The sequence below is a fragment of the Pseudoalteromonas luteoviolacea genome (assembly GCF_018100925.1).
Classification (GTDB): domain Bacteria; phylum Pseudomonadota; class Gammaproteobacteria; order Enterobacterales; family Alteromonadaceae; genus Pseudoalteromonas; species Pseudoalteromonas obscura.
On sequence record NZ_JAGJEH010000009.1, the window covers coordinates 86,008 to 110,530 of the forward strand.

15 protein-coding genes are annotated in these 24,523 nt (G+C 40.2%); 7 read left to right on the forward strand and 8 right to left on the reverse strand.

Features of this window, described 5'->3' with window-relative positions; translation table 11 throughout:
* The first annotated feature begins 12 nt into the window (after positions 1-12).
* Positions 13-1,023 carry an asparaginase gene (gene ansA, locus J8M00_RS19640; RefSeq protein WP_036975831.1) on the forward strand — a complete coding sequence of 337 codons (1,011 nt, stop codon included), beginning with the start codon at positions 13-15 and terminating at the stop codon, positions 1,021-1,023.
* Positions 1,024-1,064: 41 nt separating this feature from the next.
* Here ansA and gndA read toward each other — a convergent pair whose 3' ends face one another.
* Positions 1,065-2,438, reverse strand: a complete 1,374-nt coding sequence (gndA, locus tag J8M00_RS19645) for an NADP-dependent phosphogluconate dehydrogenase (RefSeq protein ID WP_211012197.1) — start codon at positions 2,436-2,438, stop codon at positions 1,065-1,067.
* A gap of 436 nt (positions 2,439-2,874) precedes the next feature.
* Between gndA and pyk the strand changes: the two genes are divergently transcribed.
* Positions 2,875-4,308, forward strand: a complete 1,434-nt coding sequence (gene pyk / locus J8M00_RS19650; protein WP_211012198.1) for a pyruvate kinase — start codon at positions 2,875-2,877, stop codon at positions 4,306-4,308.
* 90 nt (positions 4,309-4,398) lie between these two features.
* On the opposite strand, the gene J8M00_RS19655 is transcribed toward pyk, so the two are convergent.
* On the reverse strand, positions 4,399-5,223 hold the full coding sequence (locus J8M00_RS19655; protein WP_211012199.1) for a LytR/AlgR family response regulator transcription factor: 825 nt from the start codon (positions 5,221-5,223) through the stop codon (positions 4,399-4,401).
* A gap of 4 nt (positions 5,224-5,227) precedes the next feature.
* A complete protein-coding gene (locus tag J8M00_RS19660) occupies positions 5,228-6,298 on the reverse strand; it encodes a sensor histidine kinase (protein WP_211012200.1) in 1,071 nt (356 codons plus the stop codon).
* A gap of 380 nt (positions 6,299-6,678) precedes the next feature.
* Between J8M00_RS19660 and J8M00_RS19665 the strand changes: the two genes are divergently transcribed.
* Entirely contained in the window at positions 6,679-8,916 is a 2,238-nt protein-coding gene (locus tag J8M00_RS19665; protein WP_211012201.1) for a TonB-dependent siderophore receptor, read from the forward strand.
* Here J8M00_RS19665 and J8M00_RS19670 read toward each other — a convergent pair.
* The gene (locus tag J8M00_RS19670) at positions 8,913-12,074 is read right to left on the reverse strand and encodes a PAS domain S-box protein (RefSeq protein ID WP_211012202.1); all 3,162 of its coding nucleotides are present in this window, start codon (positions 12,072-12,074) and stop codon (positions 8,913-8,915) included. The genes J8M00_RS19665 and J8M00_RS19670 overlap by 4 nt on opposite strands.
* Positions 12,071-13,021, reverse strand: coding sequence for an ABC transporter substrate-binding protein (locus J8M00_RS19675; protein WP_211012203.1), 951 nt, complete (start codon positions 13,019-13,021; stop codon positions 12,071-12,073). Before J8M00_RS19675 ends, J8M00_RS19670 begins: the two co-directional genes overlap by 4 nt.
* Positions 13,022-13,251: 230 nt before the next feature.
* Here J8M00_RS19675 and J8M00_RS19680 point away from each other — a divergent pair, with 230 nt between their 5' ends.
* Both J8M00_RS19680 and J8M00_RS19685 read left to right on the forward strand, forming a co-directional pair.
* A complete protein-coding gene (locus J8M00_RS19680) occupies positions 13,252-14,454 on the forward strand; it encodes an EAL domain-containing response regulator (protein WP_211012204.1) in 1,203 nt (400 codons plus the stop codon).
* Positions 14,455-14,458: 4 nt separating this feature from the next.
* Positions 14,459-15,526: a response regulator gene (locus J8M00_RS19685; RefSeq protein ID WP_211012205.1), complete on the forward strand. Its 1,068-nt coding sequence runs from the start codon at positions 14,459-14,461 to the stop codon at positions 15,524-15,526.
* Between the two features lie 131 nt (positions 15,527-15,657).
* On the opposite strand, the gene J8M00_RS19690 is transcribed toward J8M00_RS19685, so the two are convergent.
* Positions 15,658-16,647, reverse strand: a complete 990-nt coding sequence (locus J8M00_RS19690; RefSeq protein WP_247687484.1) for a CHASE3 domain-containing protein — start codon at positions 16,645-16,647, stop codon at positions 15,658-15,660.
* Between the two features lie 246 nt (positions 16,648-16,893).
* The gene (locus J8M00_RS28630) at positions 16,894-17,589 is read right to left on the reverse strand and encodes a response regulator transcription factor (RefSeq protein ID WP_211012207.1); all 696 of its coding nucleotides are present in this window, start codon (positions 17,587-17,589) and stop codon (positions 16,894-16,896) included.
* Positions 17,590-17,741: 152 nt separating this feature from the next.
* Here J8M00_RS28630 and J8M00_RS19700 point away from each other — a divergent pair, with 152 nt between their 5' ends.
* Together J8M00_RS19700 and J8M00_RS19705 are read left to right on the forward strand one after the other, a co-directional pair.
* The gene (locus J8M00_RS19700; RefSeq protein ID WP_211012208.1) at positions 17,742-18,836 is read left to right on the forward strand and encodes a response regulator; all 1,095 of its coding nucleotides are present in this window, start codon (positions 17,742-17,744) and stop codon (positions 18,834-18,836) included.
* 203 nt (positions 18,837-19,039) lie between these two features.
* Positions 19,040-22,408: a hybrid sensor histidine kinase/response regulator gene (locus J8M00_RS19705; protein WP_211012209.1), complete on the forward strand. Its 3,369-nt coding sequence runs from the start codon at positions 19,040-19,042 to the stop codon at positions 22,406-22,408.
* A gap of 61 nt (positions 22,409-22,469) precedes the next feature.
* Here J8M00_RS19705 and J8M00_RS28510 read toward each other — a convergent pair whose 3' ends face one another.
* Entirely contained in the window at positions 22,470-24,470 is a 2,001-nt protein-coding gene (locus J8M00_RS28510; RefSeq protein WP_211012210.1) for a S8 family serine peptidase, read from the reverse strand.
* Positions 24,471-24,523 lie beyond the last annotated feature (53 nt).

The following is a 24,523-nucleotide window of genomic DNA, read 5'->3' on the forward strand; positions in this document are numbered from 1 at the left end:
CTGGGCTTTTTTATGAAAAGAAAAAAAATCTACATTGCCTATACTGGCGGCACCATTGGGATGAAGCAATCGAGCAAAGGCTATGTGCCCGTTGCCGGTTATTTGACAGAAACAGTAAAAAATAACGCCGAATTCACGCGTGAAGAAATGCCGCTGTTCGATATTCACGAATATTGTCCGCTCATCGATTCTTCAGATATGTCGCCACAGCATTGGCAGCTTATCGCTGAAGATATTAAAGCAAAATACAATGACTATGATGGCTTCGTTGTGTTGCATGGTACTGACACCATGGCGTACACGGCATCCGCCTTATCTTTCATGTTCGAAAACTTAACCAAGCCTGTCATTGTTACAGGCTCTCAAATTCCACTTTCTCAATTGCGATCTGATGGTCAAGTAAATCTGCTAAATGCTATGTATTTAGCTGCCAACTACCCTATTGCTGAAGTGAGCTTGTTCTTTAACAATAAACTATTCCGCGGCAATCGCGCACTTAAAGCACATGCAGATGGTTTTGACGCATTCGCTTCTCCTAATTTGGCGCCTTTAGCTCAAGTTGGTATCAATATCCAACTACAAGAAGGCAAGCTGAGCCCTTATGTTGACCAAGAGCTGGACGTAACCTCTATTCAATCCCAGCAAATAGCTGTATTGCACCTCTACCCTGGGATAAGCGCAGCTATGGTTGATAATGTTTTGTCAGATGATGTAAAAGCACTTATTTTACTTAGTTTTGGCGTAGGCAATGCACCTCAACAAGACGATATTTTGAGTACTTTGAAATCAGCATCAGATCGTGGTGTTGTCATTGTCAATCTAACACAATGTATTCAAGGTCAGGTTAATATGGGTGGTTATGCTACAGGAAATGCACTGCTGAACTGTGGTGTGATTAGCGGCTATGATATGACGTTAGAAGCATGCTTAACCAAACTACATTATCTCTTTAGCCAAGAGTTAGAATTAGAAACGATACGCCACCTAATGCAAGATAACTTGCGGGGCGAACTAACTCGCTAAACAATAAAAAAGGCCACAATGTGTGGCCTTTTCTTTTTCTGTTAACGTACCTTTTCAGGTAGATCAACCAAATCAGTTAGGTGAGAAGTTTCACCACTGTGTGTCTTAATTCCGTGTTCACCAAAGTAATCACGTTGTGCCTGTACAAGGTGTCCGTTACTAGGTGTACTTAGCGTAGCAATATAAGTTTGTGTTGAAGCAAGCACAGGAAATGCAAGACCAGTTTGAATTGCTTGACCTGTTATACTGCGCAGCGCTTTTGCTTCATTCTCTAAGGTGTCGATAAAATCAACGCCTTTGGCGATATCATCTAGATAATCTGCACGAATAATGCAGCCTGCTCGCCATGTTTGTAACGTTTTAGCAAGATCTACTTTCCACTGATGCGAGCGCGAAGCGCCTTTGATCAGTGCAAGGCCTTGGCGATAACACAGCAAGCTTGCAAAGTAGAACGCCGATTTGAGCTCTTCCAAATCAATATCAATCTTTTGCGTTTCTTTCGCTTGGTATGTCATTTCTTTTGCAGCTAGCGTACTAATTGTATTGGTAAGGTGACGGGCTTGTACCGCTGCAACCAACGATGGTACCGCAATACCTAGCTCGAGTGCATTTTGTGCAGTCCAAAGACCAGTGCCTTTAGCACCTACTTTATTGTCAATTAGGTCAACCAATGGCGTCTGATTGTTATCTTCGAGACTCAAAATATGACGAGAAATCGATAATAAGTAGCTGTTTAATTCACCTTCAGACCAAGATTCAAAGATCTCAGCAACTTCTTTAGGAGAACGACCAGTACCAATGCGAAGTAAATGATAAACTTCCGCGATTAATTGCATCAGCGCATATTCAATGCCATTGTGTACCATTTTAACAAAATGGCCGCTAGCAGACTGACCAACACGCGCAAAACAAGATTCACTATTGTAGCTTGCAGCTACTTTTTCGAACCAAGGCACTAGGCGCTCCCAGCCACCTTCAGAACCACTGGCCATCATTGCTGGGCCATGTCTAGCACCTTCTGCGCCACCAGATATACCCATAGTGGCAAATTCAAATTTATTTTGGTATTTAAGTTTCCGTGCAATACCATCTTTGTAGTTACTATTTCCACAATCAACAATGATGTCGCCTTTTGACACGCCGGCTTCAATCAACTCATTGCAAACAGCATCTACAAGCTCGCCTGCAGGTACTAATAATAATACCGAACGAGGAGGCTCTAGCCTTCTTACCATATCACCGAGATCCGATACGATATGGAGACGCTCTTCTACACCCAAAGACTGTGCACAACTTAGTAATTCAGCACCTGCGTCTGGGTTTTTATCATAGGCGACTAACGTCATACCTTTCTCAATTAAGTTTAGTGCAAGGTTTTTGCCCATTACACCTAAACCAACTAATGCAACTTGCATTAAGTTTCCTCCTCGGTAACAACCACACTTAAATTCGTCTACACGATGTCCGCTACATTATACCTGAGCAATCAATAATATTCTGCTCGGGCCACCTCAAGCACCAAATAAACTGAAGTTTAGTACTTTTTACTCATAACGTCGTTTAACACAAGCAAAAGATTGCTTTACACACAGGTTAAATACATTATCAGTCAAGGTGTTAAATCCAATCTTAATTTCACTCTTGGATTGACGACCACTGACACCGGTGTCATAATCACGTCATACAGATCATATAATTTAATTTGTGTATGAAAAAGGGTTTAGGGGCAAAACTTTACATAAAAGCGTAATTATCTGAGAATATTTACTTAATTAGGCTTTAAAAGACCACTATTTAACCACTTTTTTGATAAAGAAAGATGCTAGCAAGAACAGCCTACAGGAGAATCTGATGCTAAGACGCACAAAAATAGTTGCCACATTGGGACCAGCTACAGATAGAGATAATAATTTAGAAAAAATCATTCGCGCCGGTGCTAATGTAGTACGACTAAACTTTTCCCACGGTGTAGCGCAAGATCACAAAGACAGAGCAGAAGCTGTTCGAGAAATCGCTAAAAAATTGGATACACATGTATCTATTCTTGCAGACTTGCAAGGTCCAAAAATTCGAGTGTCTACTTTTGCTGAAGGCAAAGTTGACCTAGTTGTAGGTGCAAAGTTCACGTTAGACGCAGAACTTGGTTTAGGTGAAGGCACCATTGACTCAGTAGGTATTGACTATAAAGAACTACCTCAAGACGTTCATACAGGTGACCTGTTACTTCTAAATGATGGCCTTATCCAACTTACAGTTGACGAAGTTGTTGGCAAAAAAGTTATTTGTACTGTCACCGTTGGCGGTATCTTATCTAACAATAAAGGTATCAACCGCCTAGGTGGTGGACTAACCGCTCCAGCTTTTACTGACAAAGATAAAGAAGATTTAATCACCGCGACAGAAATTGGCGTTGACTATATTGCAGTATCTTTCCCTCGCAGTGGCGACGATATGCGATACGTTAGAGGCCTTGCTGAAAAGGCGGGCTCAAATGCTCAATTACTTGCAAAAATTGAACGTGCTGAAGCTGTAGAAACAGTAGAAGCAATTGATGACATCGTATTAGCATCTGATGCTGTGATGGTTGCGCGTGGTGATCTAGGTGTTGAAATTGGCGATGCTGCACTTGTTGGCAAGCAGAAACAAATTATTAGCCGCGCTCGTTCATTAAACAGAACAGTTGTTACTGCTACACAAATGATGGAGTCAATGATTGACAACCCAATGCCAACACGTGCAGAAGTTATGGACGTTGCAAACGCAGTCCTTGATGGCACTGATGCTGTAATGCTTTCAGCCGAGACAGCTGCTGGAGATTACCCTGAAGAAACAGTTGCGACCATGGCACGTGTTTGTTTAGGTGCAGAATCACAACCTGAGACTCACATTTCTAAGCACAGACTAGACAGCATGTTTGCAGACACGTCAGAAACTCTTGCTTTGTCTGCCATGTATGCCGCTAACCACTTAGATTCAGTCAAAGCCATTGTTGCCCTCACTGAGTCAGGCAACACTTCAAAACTTATGTCTAGGATCAGCTCGGGATTGCCAATCTTTTCACTTTCTCGTCACGCTAACACACTAGGCCAAACAGCTCTATATCGTGGTGTATATCCGGTGTATTTTGACTCAACAAGCTGCACAGCAGATTCGCTGGTTAAAGATGCACTAAATACACTTGTTGAGAGCGGCGCACTTGAGAGAGGCGATACAGTTATTCTTACTCACGGTGACTTAATGGAAACCATTGGTGCAACCAATACATTGAAAATTGTCACCGTATAATCGTTAAATCACTAGTACAACTAAGCCCGACTCAATCAGTTGGGCTTTTTTTACCAGAGCTCCAGACAAAACGATTTAAAGTGCTACCTATTAGCTCGCCAGTGCAGACTTAACTTTATCTCTATAGCTGCGGCTTACTTTCAACTCTTGACCGTTATCCAAAACCAATAAATACTCGCCGCTACTTTGTGTAACTAGCTTACTAATCTGGCCTGTGTTTACGATAGCTGAACGGTGAACTCGTACAAATAACTTTGGATCAAGCTCTTGTTCCAGCTCTTTCATTGTTTTGCGCAGAATATGCGTCTGACCATCTGCACAGTGAAGACACATGTAATCACCTGCTGCATCGATCCACTGGATTGTCGCTGTCGACACGCGAATAATTTCACCCTGCTCTTTTACAGCTAATGACTCAGGAAACTTTTTATCTTCAATAGCGTCGCCTGTGGCGAGTTTCTTAAGTATTTCTTCACAATTATTGCCTGTGATCCCTGCAACAAAGCTCGCGAGCTTTTTCTTGTGGGCGTTATCTTGTTGGTTCTTTAAATAGCTTTGCACTTTTTCAATCGCCTGTTTTAGTCTGTTGTCATCTACTGGTTTAAGGATGTAATCCAGAGCGTGGATTTCAAACGCCTTAACTGCATAGTGATCGAACGCTGTGACAAAGACAATGGCAGGTAAAGGCTTAACACTTTCACTTAAAATCCGCGCAACCTCGAAACCATTTAAGCCAGGCATTTGGATATCTAAAAAGACCAAATCAATATCCTGTTGCTGACAAATATCTATGGCTTTTTGTCCACTGTTACAAAGTTCGATAACTTCTATTTCTTCAAATTCTCTCAATCTGACAGCCAAGCCTTTTCTCGCTAGCGGCTCATCATCAACAATTATCGTTTTAATCTTGCTCATTACTTCACTTCTCGGCCTTTTCAAACGGAACCCGTATATTTGCCTTCAGTCCTGAAGGCGTATTATTTGATAACACAAATGAGTAATTATTCTCATACAGTGTTTTTAATCTGTCTTGTGTATTGGCAATACCAACACCACCAGCATTAGTCAACTGACCATCGGACAACTCTGCGCCAGGGCCATTGTCACCAACTTCTAACAATAGTTCATTGGCGAAAACTTGCGCTTTAATTTCGATTTTCCCACCCTCGTCCATATGTGCGATGGCATATTTAATCGAGTTCTCGATCAACGGTTGCAATATTAAGCTGGGCACTAATGCATGCTTAGCTTGCTCAGTGACATCTAGTTCAATAGCGAGTCGCTCATCAAAACGCACCTTCTCTATTTCTAGATACAACTTAAGCGCATGAAGTTCCTGCTCCAACGGAACTTTTTTAATTGGATCTGTATTTAACGTATAACGCAAAAAGTCACTCAACCTTGACACCATCTGGTTTGCGTCTTTATTTTCCTCTACCAAAATGAGTGTTGAAATCGCATTCAGCGTATTAAATAGAAAATGAGGGTTGAGCTGGTAGCGCAGCATTTTTAATTGAGCTTCATGGGCCATTGTATTTGCTTTGAGTGCTTTTTGACGCTCGCTTTGTAATAGTTGGTAATATTTGATCCCAAAATATAGACCACTCCAACATAAAACAATGTATACCGAATCCAAGCCCTGTTGAAGATAGTAAAACCATTCATCTGGCCGGTAACCGTGTCGGTATATTTCCCATAAATTGTATTTTTGGACCACTGACCACAAAGTACCAGTGATATAAGACACGCTAAATACAACAAATATCAACACCCATGGCTTCGCATTCCAAACCCGTCGATAAAGATATCTAAGAGGTACCGTCATCAAACAGCCAGCATAAGCATTGAGTACGATGACAAAAACATAGATGTCTCGCATTTCAAATACCTTTGAGCCTATATAGTTGACTAGTGCATAACCTATCCAACCAGAAATCTGTAGTACCCAAAAAAATCGTTGTCGATTATCGACTAAAGCTTGCCAATTCAAATTTATACTTACCTCTCATAACTTAACTTCGATTATATCCCATAGAAAACCCGATAAGCACTACCAATAGTCTTGTATTTCCAACAATTAACCGCAAACCTTTCGCGAATGGGATCTTCATGAAATAGTGTTAAATACATCCAAAGTAAATTCACTGTACGGCTTGAATTACCAGCTATGAGCCTCGGCTCTATGCTAGGACAAAAAACCCTAAAAATCACGATAAAAGGTACATTTGTGAATCATTTATAAATTATCACATACATGATTTATATCACTTTTTACATAAATGTATCTGAGTGAAAAAACACCTCAACATTATTGATAATCATTTTCAGTTGCAATAATATTCGCGCGTTTATTTTTAATTAGGGAAAATCATGCGCTCATTCAAAACCAAATATCCAATGCTTGTCTCAGCACTCGCAATCGCCTTCTCTGGGGCTTCGCTTGCTGATGACGCACAAAAAAAGAGCAATGAATTAGAAGTTATTGAAGTAAGCCCTAAGGGTCTTATTTCCTATGTCAGTGCCAGTGCATCCAAATCAGATGTACCAATCACAAAAACCCCGGTTTCTGTGTCAGTTTTAACATCAAAGCGTATTTCTGACTTAGGCGCAGAGACATTACAAGATGCGATTGGCTATGTTGCAGGTGTTTATAATGGACCTTATGGCGTAGACACTCGTGGCGATTGGTCTAAAATCCGCGGTGTAGACCCATTAACATACATTGATGGTCTTCAGATGCAATTTGGCCATTACAACAATACTCGTACTAACCCTTATACGTTGGAACGTGTTGAAATTTTAAAAGGCCCTTCTTCTGTATTGTACGGACAAGGTTCAACTGGCGGTATTATTAACTCAGTATCAAAACGTCCACACAGCGAGACACAAGGCGAAATTTGGGCGCAGTTAGGCAACTATGATCGAGCACAAATTGCTGGTGACTACAACACAGCCTTTGGTCAAGATGAGCAATATCAAGCACGTTTTGTTGGTGTATATCGCAACAGTGATACTCAAACAGATTTTGTTGAAGACAACACTTTGGTGTTTGCACCAAGTTTTGCTTGGGATATCAGCCAAGATACGCGCTTTACACTTTTAACTAATTTCCAAGAAAATGAGTCTGGCTCTTCAACTCAATTTTTCCCACACGAAGGAACATTGCTACCTGCCAAATACGGCCAAATCCCAAGTGAACGTTTTGTCAGTGAGCCTGGTTGGGATAGATACGATACCGAGCAAATGGCCCTAACAGCGATTTTAGAGCACAGTATATCTGATGACACTCAGGTTCGTTGGTCAACTCGTTACAGCGATAGCTCATCTGAATACCGTACAATCTTTTCATGGCCACCTAAGTTTGAAGCCGATAAGCGCAGCGTAAATCGTATTTTTAGCATGTCTGATGGTGAATCAAAGAGCTTCTTAAGCGATATTCAAGTTCATCAATATGTTGAATTCAGTGATATCGAAATCAATATCGTAGCCGGGATTGATTTTCAAGATGCTGAAACACGTACTAGCCGCTTACGTGGTGCAGTCTCATCTCCATTAGATCTCTACAATCCTGTTTATGGCCAGAACGCCCCATTACCGCAAGAAATAGCGGTTATTGCACCAGAACAAACTGATACTCAGCTTGGTGGTTACATTCAAGCGACATTTGAATACCAAGGGTTTATTTTAAATACCGCTCTTCGTCATGATGATGTTGAGCAATCAAACTGGGAAAATACAGGCAACACTGCAGCATTGACAAAAGTTGAAAAATCTCAGAGTGCTTTAACTGGGCGAGTTGGTGCACTTTATCAATTCGAAAATGGGCTATCCCCTTATGCTAGCTACTCAGAATCTTTCCAACCGCTATATGGTTCCAAGCCTCAAGGCGGCGGTTATGAGCCAAAAGAAGGTCAGCAGTTCGAATACGGTGTTAAATACCAGCCGGAGGGCACTGAACACTTAATCACTGCAAGCGTTTTCCATATCACGGATAAAAACCATGTTCGCCAAATATCACCCATTGAACATGTACAAGATGGTGAAGTATCAGTAGACGGATTCGAATTAGAAGCGCAGCTAGAGTGGGATAACCTCGATATTTATGCTTCATATGCGTATACAACATCAGAGCAAGATACGACTCCATTATCTGCTGATCAGATCATGACACAAGCAGGTTTACTCGCACAACAAACGCAAGATCCTGCGCAAAAGCAAGCAATCATCGGTGGAGCTGTATTAGCAATTGGTACTGATGACGTTCCTTTATCTGCAACGCCAGAGCATTTGGCTTCTGTATGGGCAACGTATCGCGCAGATAACTTATTGGAAGGCTTGAAGTTTGGCGCTGGCATACGCTATGTAGGTAAAACATTTGATGGTAGCCGCTCTGTCTCAGCCGGTGGCTTTGACTATCACAAAGCACTAACTACCGACAGCTTTACTCTCTATGACATGATGGTTGGCTATCAATTTAACGACTATGAATTAAGCTTGAACATAGATAATTTGACGGACAAAACTGTAATAACGAGTTGTTTATATCGCGGTGACTGTTTCTACGGCCAGCGTCGTACAATTACAGCAAACCTAAAGTATCGCTTTTAATCTGTAAAATATGAATTAGCCTCATTGATTGAGTGAGTGATCAATGAGGCCGCTTTAGTCACATCTAGCTCAATTTCAAGCCAACCTTGTATTTTTGGCAACTCCCCTTCTAAAACAGCAGCCTGTTTCGAAACTGACATAAATCCCAGGTATGCAGCCTGACCTTTCAAAGTGTGCGCTTCTCTCTTCGCTTCTTCAAATTCCGCTTGCTCAATTAGACATTTCAGACGCTGTGCAAAGTTAGACTGTTTTACTCGAAACTTTTCAATCATTTTTTTAAAAAAGTCTACATCACCATTTACTTGCCTAAGACCTAGCTCAAAATTAATGTGTGAATCTGTCATTTCTGCTAAGACCGCATTGCTATCAGCTGGCTGTTCAGTTGTCGGACGCAGTCCGTCAAATACAAGTTTAAAAAGTTTATCTACATCAAGCGGTTTTGCTAAATAGCCATCCATGCCGCTTGATTCAATTTTTTTAATGTCTTCAGTCATTACATTCGCAGTGAGCGCGATGATCGGGAGCTGCTTAAACCTTTCGTCTTTTCGTATCAATTCAGTTGCTTTGTATCCATCCATAATCGGCATTTGGCAATCCATTATAACCAAACCAATATTTTGATTGTGATTTAACGTTTTAATAGCTTCGCTTCCATTAGTAGCTGTAACTACTTTGAGACCAACTCCCTGTAATAACTCTACAGCAATCTCCAAATTAATATCGTTATCTTCAACGAGCAATACCTCAATGTTTTTCAACAAGTGTGCTTTATTCAGATACAAACTTTTATCGATAGATTTAACTTTTGGTTCCCGTGGCGAAGGCTCCCCCTTTTGAAGTAAGAAGCTAACAGTAAAGTAAAAACGGCTGCCCACTCCTTCCTCACTTTCAAAATCAATCTCGCCCCCCATCATTGACACAAGGTTGCTACAAATTGCCAGCCCTAGGCCTGTCCCTCCAAATTGCCTTGTTGTAGAAATATCAGCCTGAGTAAAAACTGAAAATAGCTTACTCTGTTGCTCTTTTGCGACCCCAATTCCCGTATCTGTTACTGATATTTCAATAGCAACGTCGTCTTTCGATATTATCTTTGCCTTAAGCGCTAAGGTAATTTCCCCCCCGTTAGGTGTGAATTTCACTGCATTGCCCAACAAATTAATGAGTATTTGCCCTAAACGCAGAGGATCCCCTACTAGAGCCGTAGGTATCGAGCTAGGTAAATCCACATTAAAGTCTATACACTTTTCATGGGCCTTATAAGCAATAATATCGCTTGCTAACTCAACAACATCTTCCAAACGAAACGACGTTTTTTCTATTTCAAGTTTACCGGACTCAATCTTTGATATATCCAAAATATCATTGATAATATTGAGCAGATTATCTGATGATTGGGTTAATTTATTTAAATAGCCACGCTGCTTTTGTGACAGTTGAGTACCTGACATTAAGCTACACAAACCTACAATAGCATTCATAGGTGTGCGAATTTCGTGGGACATGTTTGCCAAAAATGTAGACTTCGCAACGGTTGCACTTTGCGCCGCTTTCATTGCTTCTAATAGCACTTCCTCGGCTTCCTTTCGCTGCGTTATATCTCTAATAATTGCGGTGTAATATGCCTTCCCAGCGATTTTAGTCTCGGAGACGGCCAAATCTATTGGAAATTTTTCTCCACTTTTTCTTTGAGCAATAACTTCCCGTTTATTTCCAATAACTTTTCGTATACCCGTCTTTGCATAGCTAGCAAGGAACCCATCATGTTCGCTTCGAGTCGGTTCTGGCATGAGTATTTTTAGATTGGAGCCCAAGACTTCTGCCTTACTGAAGCCAAAAACTCGACTTGCAGAAGGGCTAAACTCCTGAATAATTCCCTCTGTGTTGATGACAATAATTGGATCTGCAGCGGTATTTACAATAGCCCGCATCTTAGCCTCACTTTCTAATAGAGAAAGTTCTTTTTGTCTCAGTTCGGTAACGTCTTGAACGATACCTGTAATTTTCGTTTGCTTACTTTGGGAATCATACACATGCTCTGCAACGAGGCGTATATAGCGTAAATCGCCTTTAACTTTAATGCTGTAGTTAAAGTCTCGGCAATCTTTCTTTGGGTTTAGGAGGTTTTGCAACAATTCGCGTTTTTCTTCATGTATATTTTCTATGCCGCCAAATAACCACTCTGCATAACCAGTTGTATCGGGTTCATCTAAACCGAGAATGCGCTTTGCTTCATTAGAATACTCACAAATACCGCTTGACAATTCGAGAGACCAATGGCCTAACATAGCCATGTTTTGTGCATATTTGTAATTTAAATTTGCGTTGTTCAGCTCGAAAGTTCTCTGTTGAACCCGTTTTTCAAGCTGTGCTCTTATTTCATCCAACTCTCCAATATGTAACGATACTGCTGACCGCATTTGGATAAAAGCTTTCGCTAGCATTTGTATCTCTTTTGCCCCTTGCACTTCAATTTGTTTGCTGTAGTCCCCCTCTGCAAGTGCTGTGGCTTGAAAGATAAGCTGTTTGATAGGGTCAACAAAAAAATTACGCAACAGCACCATCATAAGTACTATAAGCATCAACCCTAATAAACCGATAAACATGAGTTGGTTTGACACAAACTCAGAAAGGTGAAATCTGTCGTAACTAAAATCATATTTCAAGTAAATTATGCCTCTGCGACTAGACCTTACCTCTCTATTGGATGGCCAAATAAAACTCAGTGTGGCTTCTACAACTTCCTTGTCTGGCGAATAATGCATCTGTATGGATTTATGCATTTGAGTATTTTTCAAGTCTTCATCTGTTAAAAAAGAGGCACTATCAGTTAACAGTTTCCCTCTCATACTGTAGTGATTCGAAGCCCACACAACCCCCGCATCATCGGTCACCGCAACATCATTTACGGCTGGAATAGTGCCTATGATCGAGGCTTCATGATTTAGTACATTCCCACCTTCTCTAAACACTTCTTGTTCAGCCTTATTTTTTAAAGAGAGTAATATATAGCTGATTTGCGATAGGCTGTTCTCTTGTGCGACTTTTAAGCTCCCCAAGTAAGTTAAGCTTGCCCCTGTGGCGATAGAAATGACAAATATCAAGGCTGTAAATAATGGGACCCAAATGATTATTGAGTTTGTTGAAATCGGAATTTTCATGGCTTCACATATGTGTCATCAATCAAGATTTTTGCGTCTACAGGCTTGGGAATTATACTTGCTTTATGCAAGATGCGATTTAAACGTTTAATGGTTTTATTTAACGTCCCTCCCCGCTCCAGTAGCTGTTGATTTTCTTGCATACTCGGGTAGTGAATACCTGCCATTGCAGTATTGAGTTCCTCTTTGGATATGCCCATACGTTGCGACATAACTTCCAAACTTTCATATCTCTTTTCATCTATTGCTTTTAAGGCTTCAGATTGTCCATTAACCAATATTTTAATTAATTGACTGTGCTCTTTAAGTGTATTGTCTCTAGCAACTAACACATCAACGATCATATTTGGTATTTTTGAACTATCAAAAATAACGTTACTATCAAGTTGAAGTAATTTAGTTGCAACAGGTTCAAACGTAATCACTGCATCTATGGAGCCATCCTTAAATGCTTCTATTTGTTGGTGAATTTTTAAGTGAACAAGCTTTACATCGTCAATATTTAACCCGCCAGCCTGCATTGCTTCATGGAGCATCAGTGCTCCCAATGCAGTTTGCTCATACGCTATTGTTTTCCCTTTTAACTCCGATAAGTCAGAAATTGTTGATCGTGAGATAACCATGTCGCCTCCATGTGACACATCCATAACCAAAAAGATCTTTAGATTTATACCTTCAGATACAAGCGTCATGGCTTCATCCAGTGTCAGTGCAGCTATCTCAAGCCGCCCTAAACGAAAAGCCTCCATGACATCAGTGGCGGACATTAACTCAATTAATTTTATATTGTGTGGAATATGCCCTAGATGCTTAGCAAGATGTAAAGTTTCATAACCGGGCCATACGTTCGAGCCCACTCTAATTGTTTTTTTATCAAAATCAGAACAGCCAAGTTGAATTACCATAGTGAAAATAAGTAAAGACAATAAAAAATACTTAGTTTTCATATCTCTTCACCCTTGCCTTCGTTTCTGGCGTCAACAAGCACCGTTTCAAAAGTCTACTTGCCGTAACGCCCTGATATTTAAATCTAGTGTAGACCAACGAAATCACACCTGACTTATTTTCGGCAATTTGGAAAAATCAAGTGCTGTGTCCTAGTCTTAATGATACTTGCCGTAGACATATCGCCTGTTTTGCAACAAGCCAAACCAACATTTAATAGGAACACTGATAATTGACTCTTAACAATCAACTAAAAACGCTCAGTGTTCTTGTGATCGACGATGACGACTTCATTCATGACATGCTTAAACACGAGTTTGCTCAGCTCGGTGTTTATAATGTCAAGACGGAATCTACTGGTAAAAATGCCGTTGAAAGAATTCAAAACGGAGAAAGCTTCGATCTAATTATTATTGATTTAATCATGCCTGACATGGACGGCGTGGAAGTACTCAGGCACCTTTCTGAATATCATTTTAAGGGGGCTGTTTTACTTTTAAGTGCACAAGATCAACGTATATTAGACACTACGGCAACTCTGGCTGGAGCTCAACATATTAAAGTATTGGGCGCGATACCTAAACCAATTACAATAGACGTATTGACCCAAAAACTTCAGAAGCTTTTTACAGAATCACAGCCTAATACTTTGCAAGTTAAAGACAAAATTAGCTTGGAAGAATTAAAAGTAGCGATCGCCAATGATGAGATTGTGCCTTTCTATCAACCTCAAGTTGCATTTACAACTAAGCAAGTCAAATCTGTTGAAGTGCTTGCCAGATGGGTACACCCGGAAAGAGGCACGATTAACCCTGCTGCATTTATCTCTCTAGCCGAAGAGTCAGGCATGATAGATGCCATCACACGCAGTATATTTCGCCAAGCTTTACCTCAATCTAAAGAGCTAGCCAACATTCTTGGTGGTCATCTGAATATATCCATAAACCTATCAACTGACAGTCTATGTGCTATCGATTTGCCGGAACAAATAGAAGATCTCGCTAACATGCATGATATTCCTTGCAGCAGTATCACACTAGAACTAACAGAAAGTCGATTAATACAAAACCTTATTTCAACGTTAGATGTGTTATTGCGCCTCAGGTTAAAAGGGTTTGGATTAAGCATTGATGACTTTGGAACTGGATATTCGAGCTTGGAGCAATTAAAGAAAATCCCCTTCACTGAATTGAAAATCGACAGACAATTTATTTGCGACGCCACAAACAACAACACAAGTAAAGCTATTATAGAGTCGAGTGTTAATCTAGCGAAAACGTTGAATATGTTAGTTGTTGCAGAGGGAGTAGAAACAGCGGCTGATTGGGATCTCGCGAAAAGCCTACAATGTGATTTAGCTCAGGGGTACTTAGTGTCTAAACCTATGCCTTTAGACGATCTCATTATCTGGCTAAATGACAAACAATCATGGTGACTATATGAACAAAATACTTATCGTCGATGACGACGATTTTGCCCTCGAATACCAAGTAAATACTTTATCAAATTATTTTGATGTTGAAACAGCTGCCAGCGGCGAACTTGCCTTAAGCTACTTAGAGAAGCACCAACCTGATTTAATCGTAATGGACATACAAATGCCAGGCATAAGTGGCTACGAAGCAACTTATTTAATTCGTCAAGCAGGACACCAAATGCCCATTCTTTTTCTTTCAAATTTGTGCTCAATAGAAGAAAGGTTAAAAGCTTATGATTCTGGAGGAAATGACTTTATTGCAAAGCCTGCAGAGCCTACCGAACTAATTAAAAAAATTAATACACTTCTTTCGTATGCACAACAGTCTTGCAATGACGCAGAAGATATCGCGATTCAAGCGCTTTCTGACATAGCATCCCTTGGAACAATCATTCAGTTTTATAAACAAACCCAGCAATGTAGAACATATAGCCAACTTGCCAGTGCCATTTTTGAAACAACTCGCTCTTTTGGGCTACGTACCTCGCTGGTTTTTAGAGTAAACCGAGAAGAGATTGTCTTTTTCGACAACAAAGTGTTTAACAATATCGACGTTAGCTTACTTAGTTCTCTTAAAAATGCCCAGCGCATCATGGAGTTCGGTAGCAGTCGAGCTGCGTTTAATTGGCAATATTGTAGTTTGTTGATAAAAAACATGCCACGCAATGACAGTCGCAGTGGCGTTATGAAAGACTATCTCGCTTATTTAATGGATGGAATTGAGAGTTGTATTTTAAGAATAAAGACGGAGATTAGCCTAGGTAATACCCTTGACACTTATAAAAACCAAAATGCCGTGATAAAAACCGGTATCGTCGAGATCATAGAACACCTTGAGACTGAGCTAAATCAGCTATTTGCGTCTTTTGAACTGGGCCATGAACTTTCCCAGCAAACAGAAACCCAGCTACTGTCTTTGACAACCAACGCTCAAAACAAAGCTGATACATTGATGGAGGCTGGCTATGGGATCGAATCAGACTTACAAGAAATACTTGAGCAGTTTAACAGTCCAAAACACCAACTTTGATATCTTGATTAAAATCTTAATTATCCAATAAGCGGTCATTGCGCATTGCGATGGGTATTTAACTCTGACTACTATTTCGATTCTTTATAACCCATGGTGGGTAACGGGAAAAGCAGTTTTGCTTTTCTAACTCAATTGGAATTTTGGCGACTTGTTTTTAAGTAAATATCAAGGTCCTTCGTCAAGTCTAAGAGCTGGTTCACTAACCTAACCATACTTTCAATTTCTTGCTTGCTAATCGAACCCAAACCGTCAGTTTTATGCTTGTGCAGTGCTGCAAATAGGTTTTGTAACGAAGTTTTGATTGCATCATTGTATTCAGCTACTCCCCGAAGGTTTAGTCGCTGTTTTTCAACTGCCTCTTTTTCGCTTTTTTGAAGCGTCGAGATCACTGCTTCAGATTCTGAGCAACGACTTTTAATGCCGCGCGCCAACTCACTTACCTCTTCACAATTGTCTTGCTGAGCTATTTCAAACTTGGTTACCTCTGGATAGTGTTTTATATACGATACCAGCACACTTATCGGTTTAAGAACTTTATACCAAATTGAATAGATTAACCAAATTATCAAAATGGCATACACAAGCTCTAACATCACGATGGACGAAGAGAGTAATCTTTTCGCATCTTGATATTCTCTTGTGCGTTTACTAAGTAAATTTCTTTCCTCTTGTTCAAAAGCAAACAGAACCAACTCTATCTCTTCCATTAGGTGTTTACCTAAGTCAGTTTTTACTAAATCAACGGCTTCTTGCTTCGTAGCATGCTGTAATAGCTCGATTGTTTGCTCCAGTTCTGAAAACTTTTTATTAAGAATGACATCGAGCTCAGCGAGCCGTTTTTGTTGTGTCGGATTGTCAGCCGTTTTGCGCACTAATACCTCAAAAGTGCTTAAGCTTAAATTTGTTCCCTTTCTAAACGGTTCTAGGTAATCCATATTTTGAGTGAGCAAAAACCCTCGCTGACCCGTTTCTGCATTTTTAACATGTACTTTGAGCTGGCTAATTAAATCGATGACTTCATACGTATGTATTAACCAATATTCATGTTCATTTTTATTTGCATGACTACTCACTATGATAGATAGGTTCACGCCTGCTGCGACAAGGCTAAAAATCATAAAAATCAAAAGAACACTTTTTAAACTATAACCCAAAGCTCTATCCACCTTTTATTAACTCAATAAATTGTAGACCGAATAAGATAGGATGTAACTGGCTTCAATTTGACTTAAAACACTTTGTACAAACTAGTAAACTAAAACTTAAAATACAGTGACAACAAATAAGCTCTCAGTCCTATTTTTAAAAAGACTCTGATCACCCTAAAATTTATAGCTAGAGCATGAAGTTGAAGCTCCCAACGGCTATATGCGTGCGTTAACAATGATTTTATATCCAACGCCCACTTTTGTTTTTATTACTTGAGGTTTTCTTGGGTTAATTTCGATTTTTTTCCTTAGTCTGCAAATAATTGTATCGACAGCTCGAATAGATTCAGGGCCTTCACCTAGTCGAGTCGCATCTATTATCTCCTCTCGCGAATATGTGCGCGGCGCGTTTTTTGCCAGCAAAAACAGAACTGCTTGTTCATGGTATGTCAATTCGATCTCTTCACCGGAGTGTGCCAATAACATTTGATTGTCGATATCTAGCTTTTTGTCCGCAAGATACATTAATCCCTTTGTTATGGCCTGCATAGAAGTTGCGTCAATTAAGAGGTTAATTCGTAACAACAACTCCTTAACCGTATACGGTTTTGCTAGATAGTCACTGGCACCGAACTCTAAACCAGCAATTCTATCTTCATCACTTCCCCGGCCAGATGAAATAATGATAGGTGTCGAAATATTATTGCTTTTCAATTTACGCAGCAAAACTAAACCATCTTCGTCTGGTAAACCTAAATCGAGTATCATTAGCGCGTAGCTTTTTGTTTGTAAAACATCCCAACAAGTTTTTGCACTGTTGACCACATCTACCTTGAATCCAGTTAATTCCAAGTATGCACAAGTCACCTCGGCCAGTTGTTCATCATCCTCAATTAGGAGTAAAGAGTGCACTAAGCTTCCTCATTTAATCAATTTTGTGTACAGAGATATTTCAGAAACATGTTAGACAAAGTATAGACACATATGGACGCTATAAATGTTAACGATACAAACGTTTTCATAAGCAACGTCCTATACAACCATACTCCCTTCGAGGTATCTCTATGAAACAGTTAGCAGGCAAAGTCATGATTGTAGAAGACGATTTAGAGTATTTAAATCTCTACAGGGAGGTATTAAACACCCACTTCGATGTGCATTTTTTTACATGTGCACGGGATGCGCTCGGGGCAGTGAACACATTAAACCCGCAGGCAATTATACTCGATCTACATTTGCCAGATATTTCGGGAATAGAACTCTGCAATGAACTCAACCAACAAAAACGAGAACTAACGGATGTCGAGATAATATTTGTCTCGGGTGAAACTGACATAGCACAAAAACTAAAAGCTTATGAACTAGGTGCCGCAGACTTTTTAGGCAAGCCTTTTGAAATAGAAGAGCTCAAACATAAAATCGCATCAAGCATTCAACGTCATATCACCAAGCAGAAGTTGCGTGAAGAACCTCTAAAAAACACCTACTCTCTCAATCATTACAATACACAAACGCCGCTATGCAACCAAATTATGCACTTTTACAACTATTTATCTGGATGCACCAACCTGCAGAATATTGCCGATGCGTTTTTTTCATTAATGTCAAATTTTGGTTTACAGACATCAATTTGTTTCAGGCTACCCAATGTTAAATGCTTACGCGACGACCATATTCGCCCGACACCAATCGAAGAAGAAATCTTTCAGATACTTCGACATACAGGGCAAATACATGAATTCGCGAACAGAATGCTCGTAAACGAAGAGCAAGTTTCCTTTTTAATCAAAAATATAGAGTGCGAAAATCTAAGCTTTAAGGAAATTAAACATTCCGTTTCAGACATAGCTCAAGCGATGAATGCAAAAATAATCGCGCTTTCTGCCTTAGAGGAAAGAACATCAACATCGTGCGACCTTTCTAGAAAGCTTGATGAGCTATGTTTCAATATATCTGACTATCAAAACGATACAAATAGATTGCTCACCATCATGACTTATAAAATCACCGAGCATTTACAGTCTTTAAACATTCCGAATGAACAAAACCTCAGACTGAATGAATTAATACAAAACACCATTCAAGAGATTGACGCAGCAAGTGAAAATATTTTAGTCACTACATCAAAATTGTCAGAGCTATTGAAATATTCAAAGTAATTTCAAAGTGTCTCCTGCTTGCATATGCTCAATAGTTACAGATTACCTCATGCATTACGCATTTAATCCTTTATACATAGCCCGCATACTTCACACGTTTTGACTATACTTTCATTAACTTTATGCCGTTCACGCTACCAACAGAACACAGTGGTAGCCAAGTTTAATACCCCACTAACTTTTAGCTGGTTTGAGACAATTTAATGAAGCTGAGAACATTAATTTTTTTGGTTATGCTGTCTTGCACGACGGTGCCTTTAATCATTTTTCACCTGTTAAACATAACAAGCGAAAAACAGCTTCTACTTAACGAAACCATCGCAAAACTGCAAGATGTTGCAGACATTAACCACAAACGAATTACGAGCCTACTAGCGAACAAAAAAAATTCAGTGGCCCTAATAAAGAGTCGAACTCAACTCAGACAACTATTAAAACGATCTAACCACGATCCAGCTCAAGAGGATGTAGCACGAATAGATAAGATTATAAGTCACGCGATTTCTTCGAGTGAAAGCATCTATGGCATCGCCATTTACAATCATGGCAAAGAGCTTGTTTATGCTTCGAGAGAAGGTTTACGCTCTCTCATCAATGTAAGTGACTTAAAACAAGACAGTTCACGTTACAACGTAAAAATACTGTTTTCAGACCAATTACAATTACTCCTTTTTATCGAACCAATCGAATTGGATGGACAACTAATTGGCTATATTGAAGTTGCATTTAAAAATGATGAACTGAGAGCCATTGTCAGTGACTACACAGGCTTAGGTAAAAGTGGAGAAATAGTTCTGGCTTCGCGCGATGTGAATGGTGATGCTTTCTTTCTTACTCCAACAAGAAACGACCCAACAGTTGCCCTCTCCCTTACTGTGCCTAAAAGCAACTTAGAAATCCCGATAACACACGCGATCAATGGTACTAATGACATATTTCCGGACTATGTGGATTATAGAGAGGTCCCCGTATTGGCCATTTCACATCACATCCCAGAAACTGATTGGGGTATGGTTGTAAAAATTGACAAAGCTGAGGCATTTAAACGAGTTGAAGAACTAAATTTGCAGTCAATAGAAGTTGTAATTGGCGCACTTTGCTTGGTTTCTTTACTTTCTTTTATATTGATCAGTTGGATCACCAAACCCTTTTTGATTATTCACGAGGTTTTAGCAAAAGCGGTTAATGAAAAACGCATAGCGATCACAGAGCATCATACAATCCATGAGATCCAGGAGGTCGTGCAGTCCCTTAATTTTCTGCTTCAACAACGCAATCAAAATGAAGAAGCCCTGTATAACAGCATCAAGGAGCTCACCAAACTAAACCATCAACTAGACTCTGAGGCTGAGCGCTTTAAACGGTGGAAAGAATCAAACTTCATTGGCATTATTCATTCAGATGCAAAAGGGAATATCCTCGATGCTAACTCAACTCTGCTTGAAATGATTGGCTATACACAAGACGAATTAATTGATGGCAAAATAGATTGGAAGAACCTGACACCAGAAAAGTATTTGCCGCTTGATCTGCGTGCTGTAGAGGAAGCAAATGATAAAGGATACTGGACCCCATTCGAAAAGGTTTATCTCCACAAATCTGGTCTAGAAGTTCCGATATTAATTGGTGGATCTATTTTCAATAAAGACAGTCAAGAATTCATCGTTTTTGTGGTTAGTCTAGCGGATAAATATAAGCAAATGAGAGAGCTCGAACAATACAAAGGAATTATTGAGAATTCGAGTGATATGTTCGCATTCCTTGATTTGACGTATACATTTAAAACAGTTAATCAAGCTTATTTAAAATTGCATGGAAAAAAACGTGAAGAAGTTGTTGGCCATACCGTCTCTGACATTTTAGGCAACACCCTTTTTAAAAAACTAAAGAGCAAAATCGACCATGCTATAAAAGGTAATTCAGTCACGTTTAAAGAAAGTTTGTTTGTCGGGACACCACAAGAGCGCACACTAAGAGTCTCCTATATTCCCTACCACTCAAGTGAAAAGGAAATTATCGGCTTTATTTTCAAAGGCGAAGACATTACCGAGCTCGAATCCAAACAGAAATTGATTGAGCTAAAAGAAGCTGAGCAAAAGCGTATTATAGAGTCACTGCTAGAAGGCATATTTACCACAGATTCACATGGCACAATTCTTTCTTTTAACCCCGAAGCCGAAAATATATTCGGTTATCAAGAGGATGAAATTGTTGGACACAATATTGATGAATTAACCGATGGCATAGATCAGCATAGCGCAAAGCTAGCTAACTACATCAAGTCAGGAAAGTCTCAAATTATCAATAACCGTCTAGGAAGAGACGTAAAGGCAAAACACAAAACTGGTTATATTTTCCCTATTCGTATTTCAGTCGCAAGTATGCCGTTAACGGAACAAGGCGAACTGCATTTTATCGCTAACTTTCAAGACATGAGTGAGCATGAACAACAGGCAAAATTAATCAACCGCAGTTCAAAACTAGAGTCTCTAGGTAATATTGCAGGTGGCGTTGCGCATGATTTTAACAATATCCTAGGCATCATTTTGGGCTACACTAATCTTATTTCAGATCACGATAAAGACCCTACTTCATGTGTCCAAGCTATTGAAAGAGCTTGCTATCGAGGGCAAAAGCTCACTGGCAATTTGCTTACTTTTGCAAAGAAGAACCCCAGTACGCCTGTATATACCGATCTCAATGAGCTAATAAAGAAAAATAAAAAATTACTTGAAGCTGCAATGACTTCGAAAATTAGACTCACATTGGAACTCAACCCCTTGATTAGCCGTGCTCATATTGAAGAGAACCTATTTGAAGACCTCCTATTAAACTTATCAATCAATGCCATGCACGCGATGCCTAATGGTGGAGAGTTTAAAATATCAACTCAGCAAGTCACGTTATCTGATGAACAAATGGCAGCACTCGAACTTAAAACAGAAAAAACGATAAGAGTCAGCTTTAAAGACACAGGTGAAGGAATTTTGCCGGAAAATATTGATAAAGTGTTCGACCCTTTCTTTACAACCAAAAAAGAGACAGGAAATGGTTTAGGACTTTCACAGTGTTATGGATTTGTAAAAGCTTCAAATGGCGCAATCGATGTTTCATCTGAAATCGGGATCGGTACAGTATTTACAGTCTATTTTCCGGCTGTGATTGAAAAATCAGCCAATGGAACATTAACTCACCAGAAGCAGTTATTGTCCCTCCCCCAACAGATTGAAAATATACTCGTAGTAGACGATGAAGAAGATATTCGCTTTTTAATTCAATCTTTTTTAACAGGAACTAAGGTTAATGTCGTCGAAGCAAGCAATGCCGTTGATGGCCTATCAATACTGAAAGAACAAAGCATTGATTTGGTGATCAGTGATGTCATCATGCCTAAGATTGACGGACTAGAGTTTATTCAGGCGGCTTTGAAAAACAATAAAGAATTAAAATATATGTTTATATCAGGCTTTATAGGCAATGAAGATATAGAGCACTTAACAACAAATTGTATTCTTTATAAACCTTTCAACAAGCAACAGCTTATTGAAAAAATTATCGATATCTTCAATTGAAAAACTAAAAAAGGCGACATTAAATGTCGCCTTGCACCTTTAATCTCAAGGTTTTAAGGAATTAGTTACACTTACCTAAGTCAGTCCATACTTTCCATGCGTTACCAATGTTGGAGTTTTGTGCTGGGTTTGCACCACGGTTCCACCAGTTACTGCGGTACTTGCTACCATTGTATGACACCTCTATACCAGCTACGTAAACTTGACCGCTGTTCCACTCAGTCAGACCTACACAACCTGTATTATCAACACCATCTGTCACTGTTACAGATTTAGTTACGCTGTGCGTTGCGCCAGCATCGTCTGTGACAGTTACAGAAACTTGGTATGTGCCAGCATTTGCAAACGCATGCGCTACTGTTGCACCCGTTGTATTAAATCCACCAACATTCCAGTCATAACTCACTACTTGACCATCTGAATCGCGGCTTGAGCTTGCATCAAAGTCACACGCTAGTGCAGAACAGCTAAATGTAAAGTCAGCAACAGGCGCTTGGTTGTCTTGTGCACCGCTACAGCCATTTGTCGCGATATAGTCTGAAGCAGCTTTAGCTTGAACTAGGCCGTAACCATATTCATCATCACGACCAGCTGTGCCTAAATCAATCGCGGTTGCATTTAGTGCATTACGGATATCTACGTTTGTACAACTTGGGTGCTGAGACCACACTAGTGCAGCAACACCTGCAACATGTGGGCTTGCCATTGAAGTACCCGTCTTAAGGCCGTAATCTAGCACGGCGTTCAACTCAACTTTTACGCTGCTGCCAACTGACGCTTTCAATGCAGTACCTGACTCTTGAGACAAAGACAGTACTGGAATTGTCAAACCATGATTTGCATCACCTAAAGTGCCGCCGAATGTACCTGGTGCATTATTGTATACGATTGCAGCAACACCACCACCAGCTTCACAATTAGCAGCTTTATCTTTAAACGAAGCACCACCGCGCTCTATCAAGCAAATACTTTGTGTTGCCGCACACGCTGTTAGGCCTTGACCACAATCAACTAGATTTGCACTGACAGTACCTTCAACTGAATGAGTCATGCCACCAGCTTCCACAAAATTACCGCCCGCAGTGATACCAGCTAGGATCCCTGAACTTCTTGGTACAGTAGACAACACGTCTGTACCTGGCGCTGCAATTTCAACCTGTACGTTATATTGAGAAGATGGGTTTTTCACGCGGTTTTCGTCGATATTAGCGACTGAAACAACCGTATCGTAACTTGCCGGGTAGCTCATCGTTGCATTGCCATCGTTACCCGCTGCGGCAATGAGTAGGACTCCTTTGTCATATGCGGCTTGCAGACGCTCTTGGAAATATTGACTTGGACTACCGCCACCCAAACTCATATTGATGACTTTTGCGCCATTTTCTACACAGTTATCTACGGCGCGAGCAATACGAGAAGTCAGACCTTGTTTACCGTCGTTATCAAATACTCGAACGTTGTGGATCCCTACTCTATCGTTAGGAAGTACACCTACAACGCCTTTGCCATTTTTAAGCGCGACGATAGTACCCGCTACGTGTGTGCCGTGGCCTGAACCGTCTTGGTACCAAGTTAATCCACCAGGCAAGTCGGTGAAACCTGTCGCGTTTTGAGGTAAATCAGGGTGTCCTAAATCATAACCAGAGTCGATAACACAGACTTTGAACAGATCCGCGTTGGTGTCTTGCAACAAGTTTGCTTGCACTTCAGCTAAACCGTATGGCGATGCCTCACCCGTAAAGTCTTGAGTGAAAGGTTTATATTCAATGTCTTCTTCGATATAAGCATATTGACCAGATGCTTTAAGTTTTGCAACCTGCTCTGGTGTTAGCTCCATAGTCACAACCGTACCCTGAGAATCCGCAGATAATACCTCTGCTGTTGGTTCCGCGCTAAAGCTCTCTGCAATATTTGCTCTAGAAAAACGGCTCGTCTCAGGAGCAAAAATACTCAGATCACTCTGTTTCAGAATGTACTGTTTTGTCTCTTGAGCTTGAGCAACCGTTGCAGAAAGCGCAGCAACTGCGAATGCGACCGATGTTAACTTAAATGTTTTTTTCATGTTGATTCCTAATTATTATTCTTATCCGCATCCAATGCGGTGGTGTCCTGTTT

Coding starts and splice junctions, on each gene's coding strand:
- ansA (WP_036975831.1), top strand. CDS start 13: ATGAAAAGAAAAAAAATCTACATTGCCTATACTGGCGGCACCATTGGG.
- J8M00_RS19690 (WP_247687484.1), bottom strand. CDS start 16,647: ATGATTTTTAGCCTTGTCGCAGCAGGCGTGAACCTATCTATCATAGTG.
- J8M00_RS19655 (WP_211012199.1), bottom strand. CDS start 5,223: ATGAGCAAGATTAAAACGATAATTGTTGATGATGAGCCGCTAGCGAGA.
- J8M00_RS28510 (WP_211012210.1), bottom strand. CDS start 24,470: ATGAAAAAAACATTTAAGTTAACATCGGTCGCATTCGCAGTTGCTGCG.
- J8M00_RS19705 (WP_211012209.1), top strand. CDS start 19,040: ATGAAGCTGAGAACATTAATTTTTTTGGTTATGCTGTCTTGCACGACG.
- J8M00_RS19670 (WP_211012202.1), bottom strand. CDS start 12,074: ATGAAAATTCCGATTTCAACAAACTCAATAATCATTTGGGTCCCATTA.
- gndA (WP_211012197.1), bottom strand. CDS start 2,438: ATGCAAGTTGCATTAGTTGGTTTAGGTGTAATGGGCAAAAACCTTGCA.
- J8M00_RS19700 (WP_211012208.1), top strand. CDS start 17,742: ATGAAACAGTTAGCAGGCAAAGTCATGATTGTAGAAGACGATTTAGAG.
- J8M00_RS19675 (WP_211012203.1), bottom strand. CDS start 13,021: ATGAAAACTAAGTATTTTTTATTGTCTTTACTTATTTTCACTATGGTA.
- J8M00_RS19685 (WP_211012205.1), top strand. CDS start 14,459: ATGAACAAAATACTTATCGTCGATGACGACGATTTTGCCCTCGAATAC.
- pyk (WP_211012198.1), top strand. CDS start 2,875: ATGCTAAGACGCACAAAAATAGTTGCCACATTGGGACCAGCTACAGAT.
- J8M00_RS19665 (WP_211012201.1), top strand. CDS start 6,679: ATGCGCTCATTCAAAACCAAATATCCAATGCTTGTCTCAGCACTCGCA.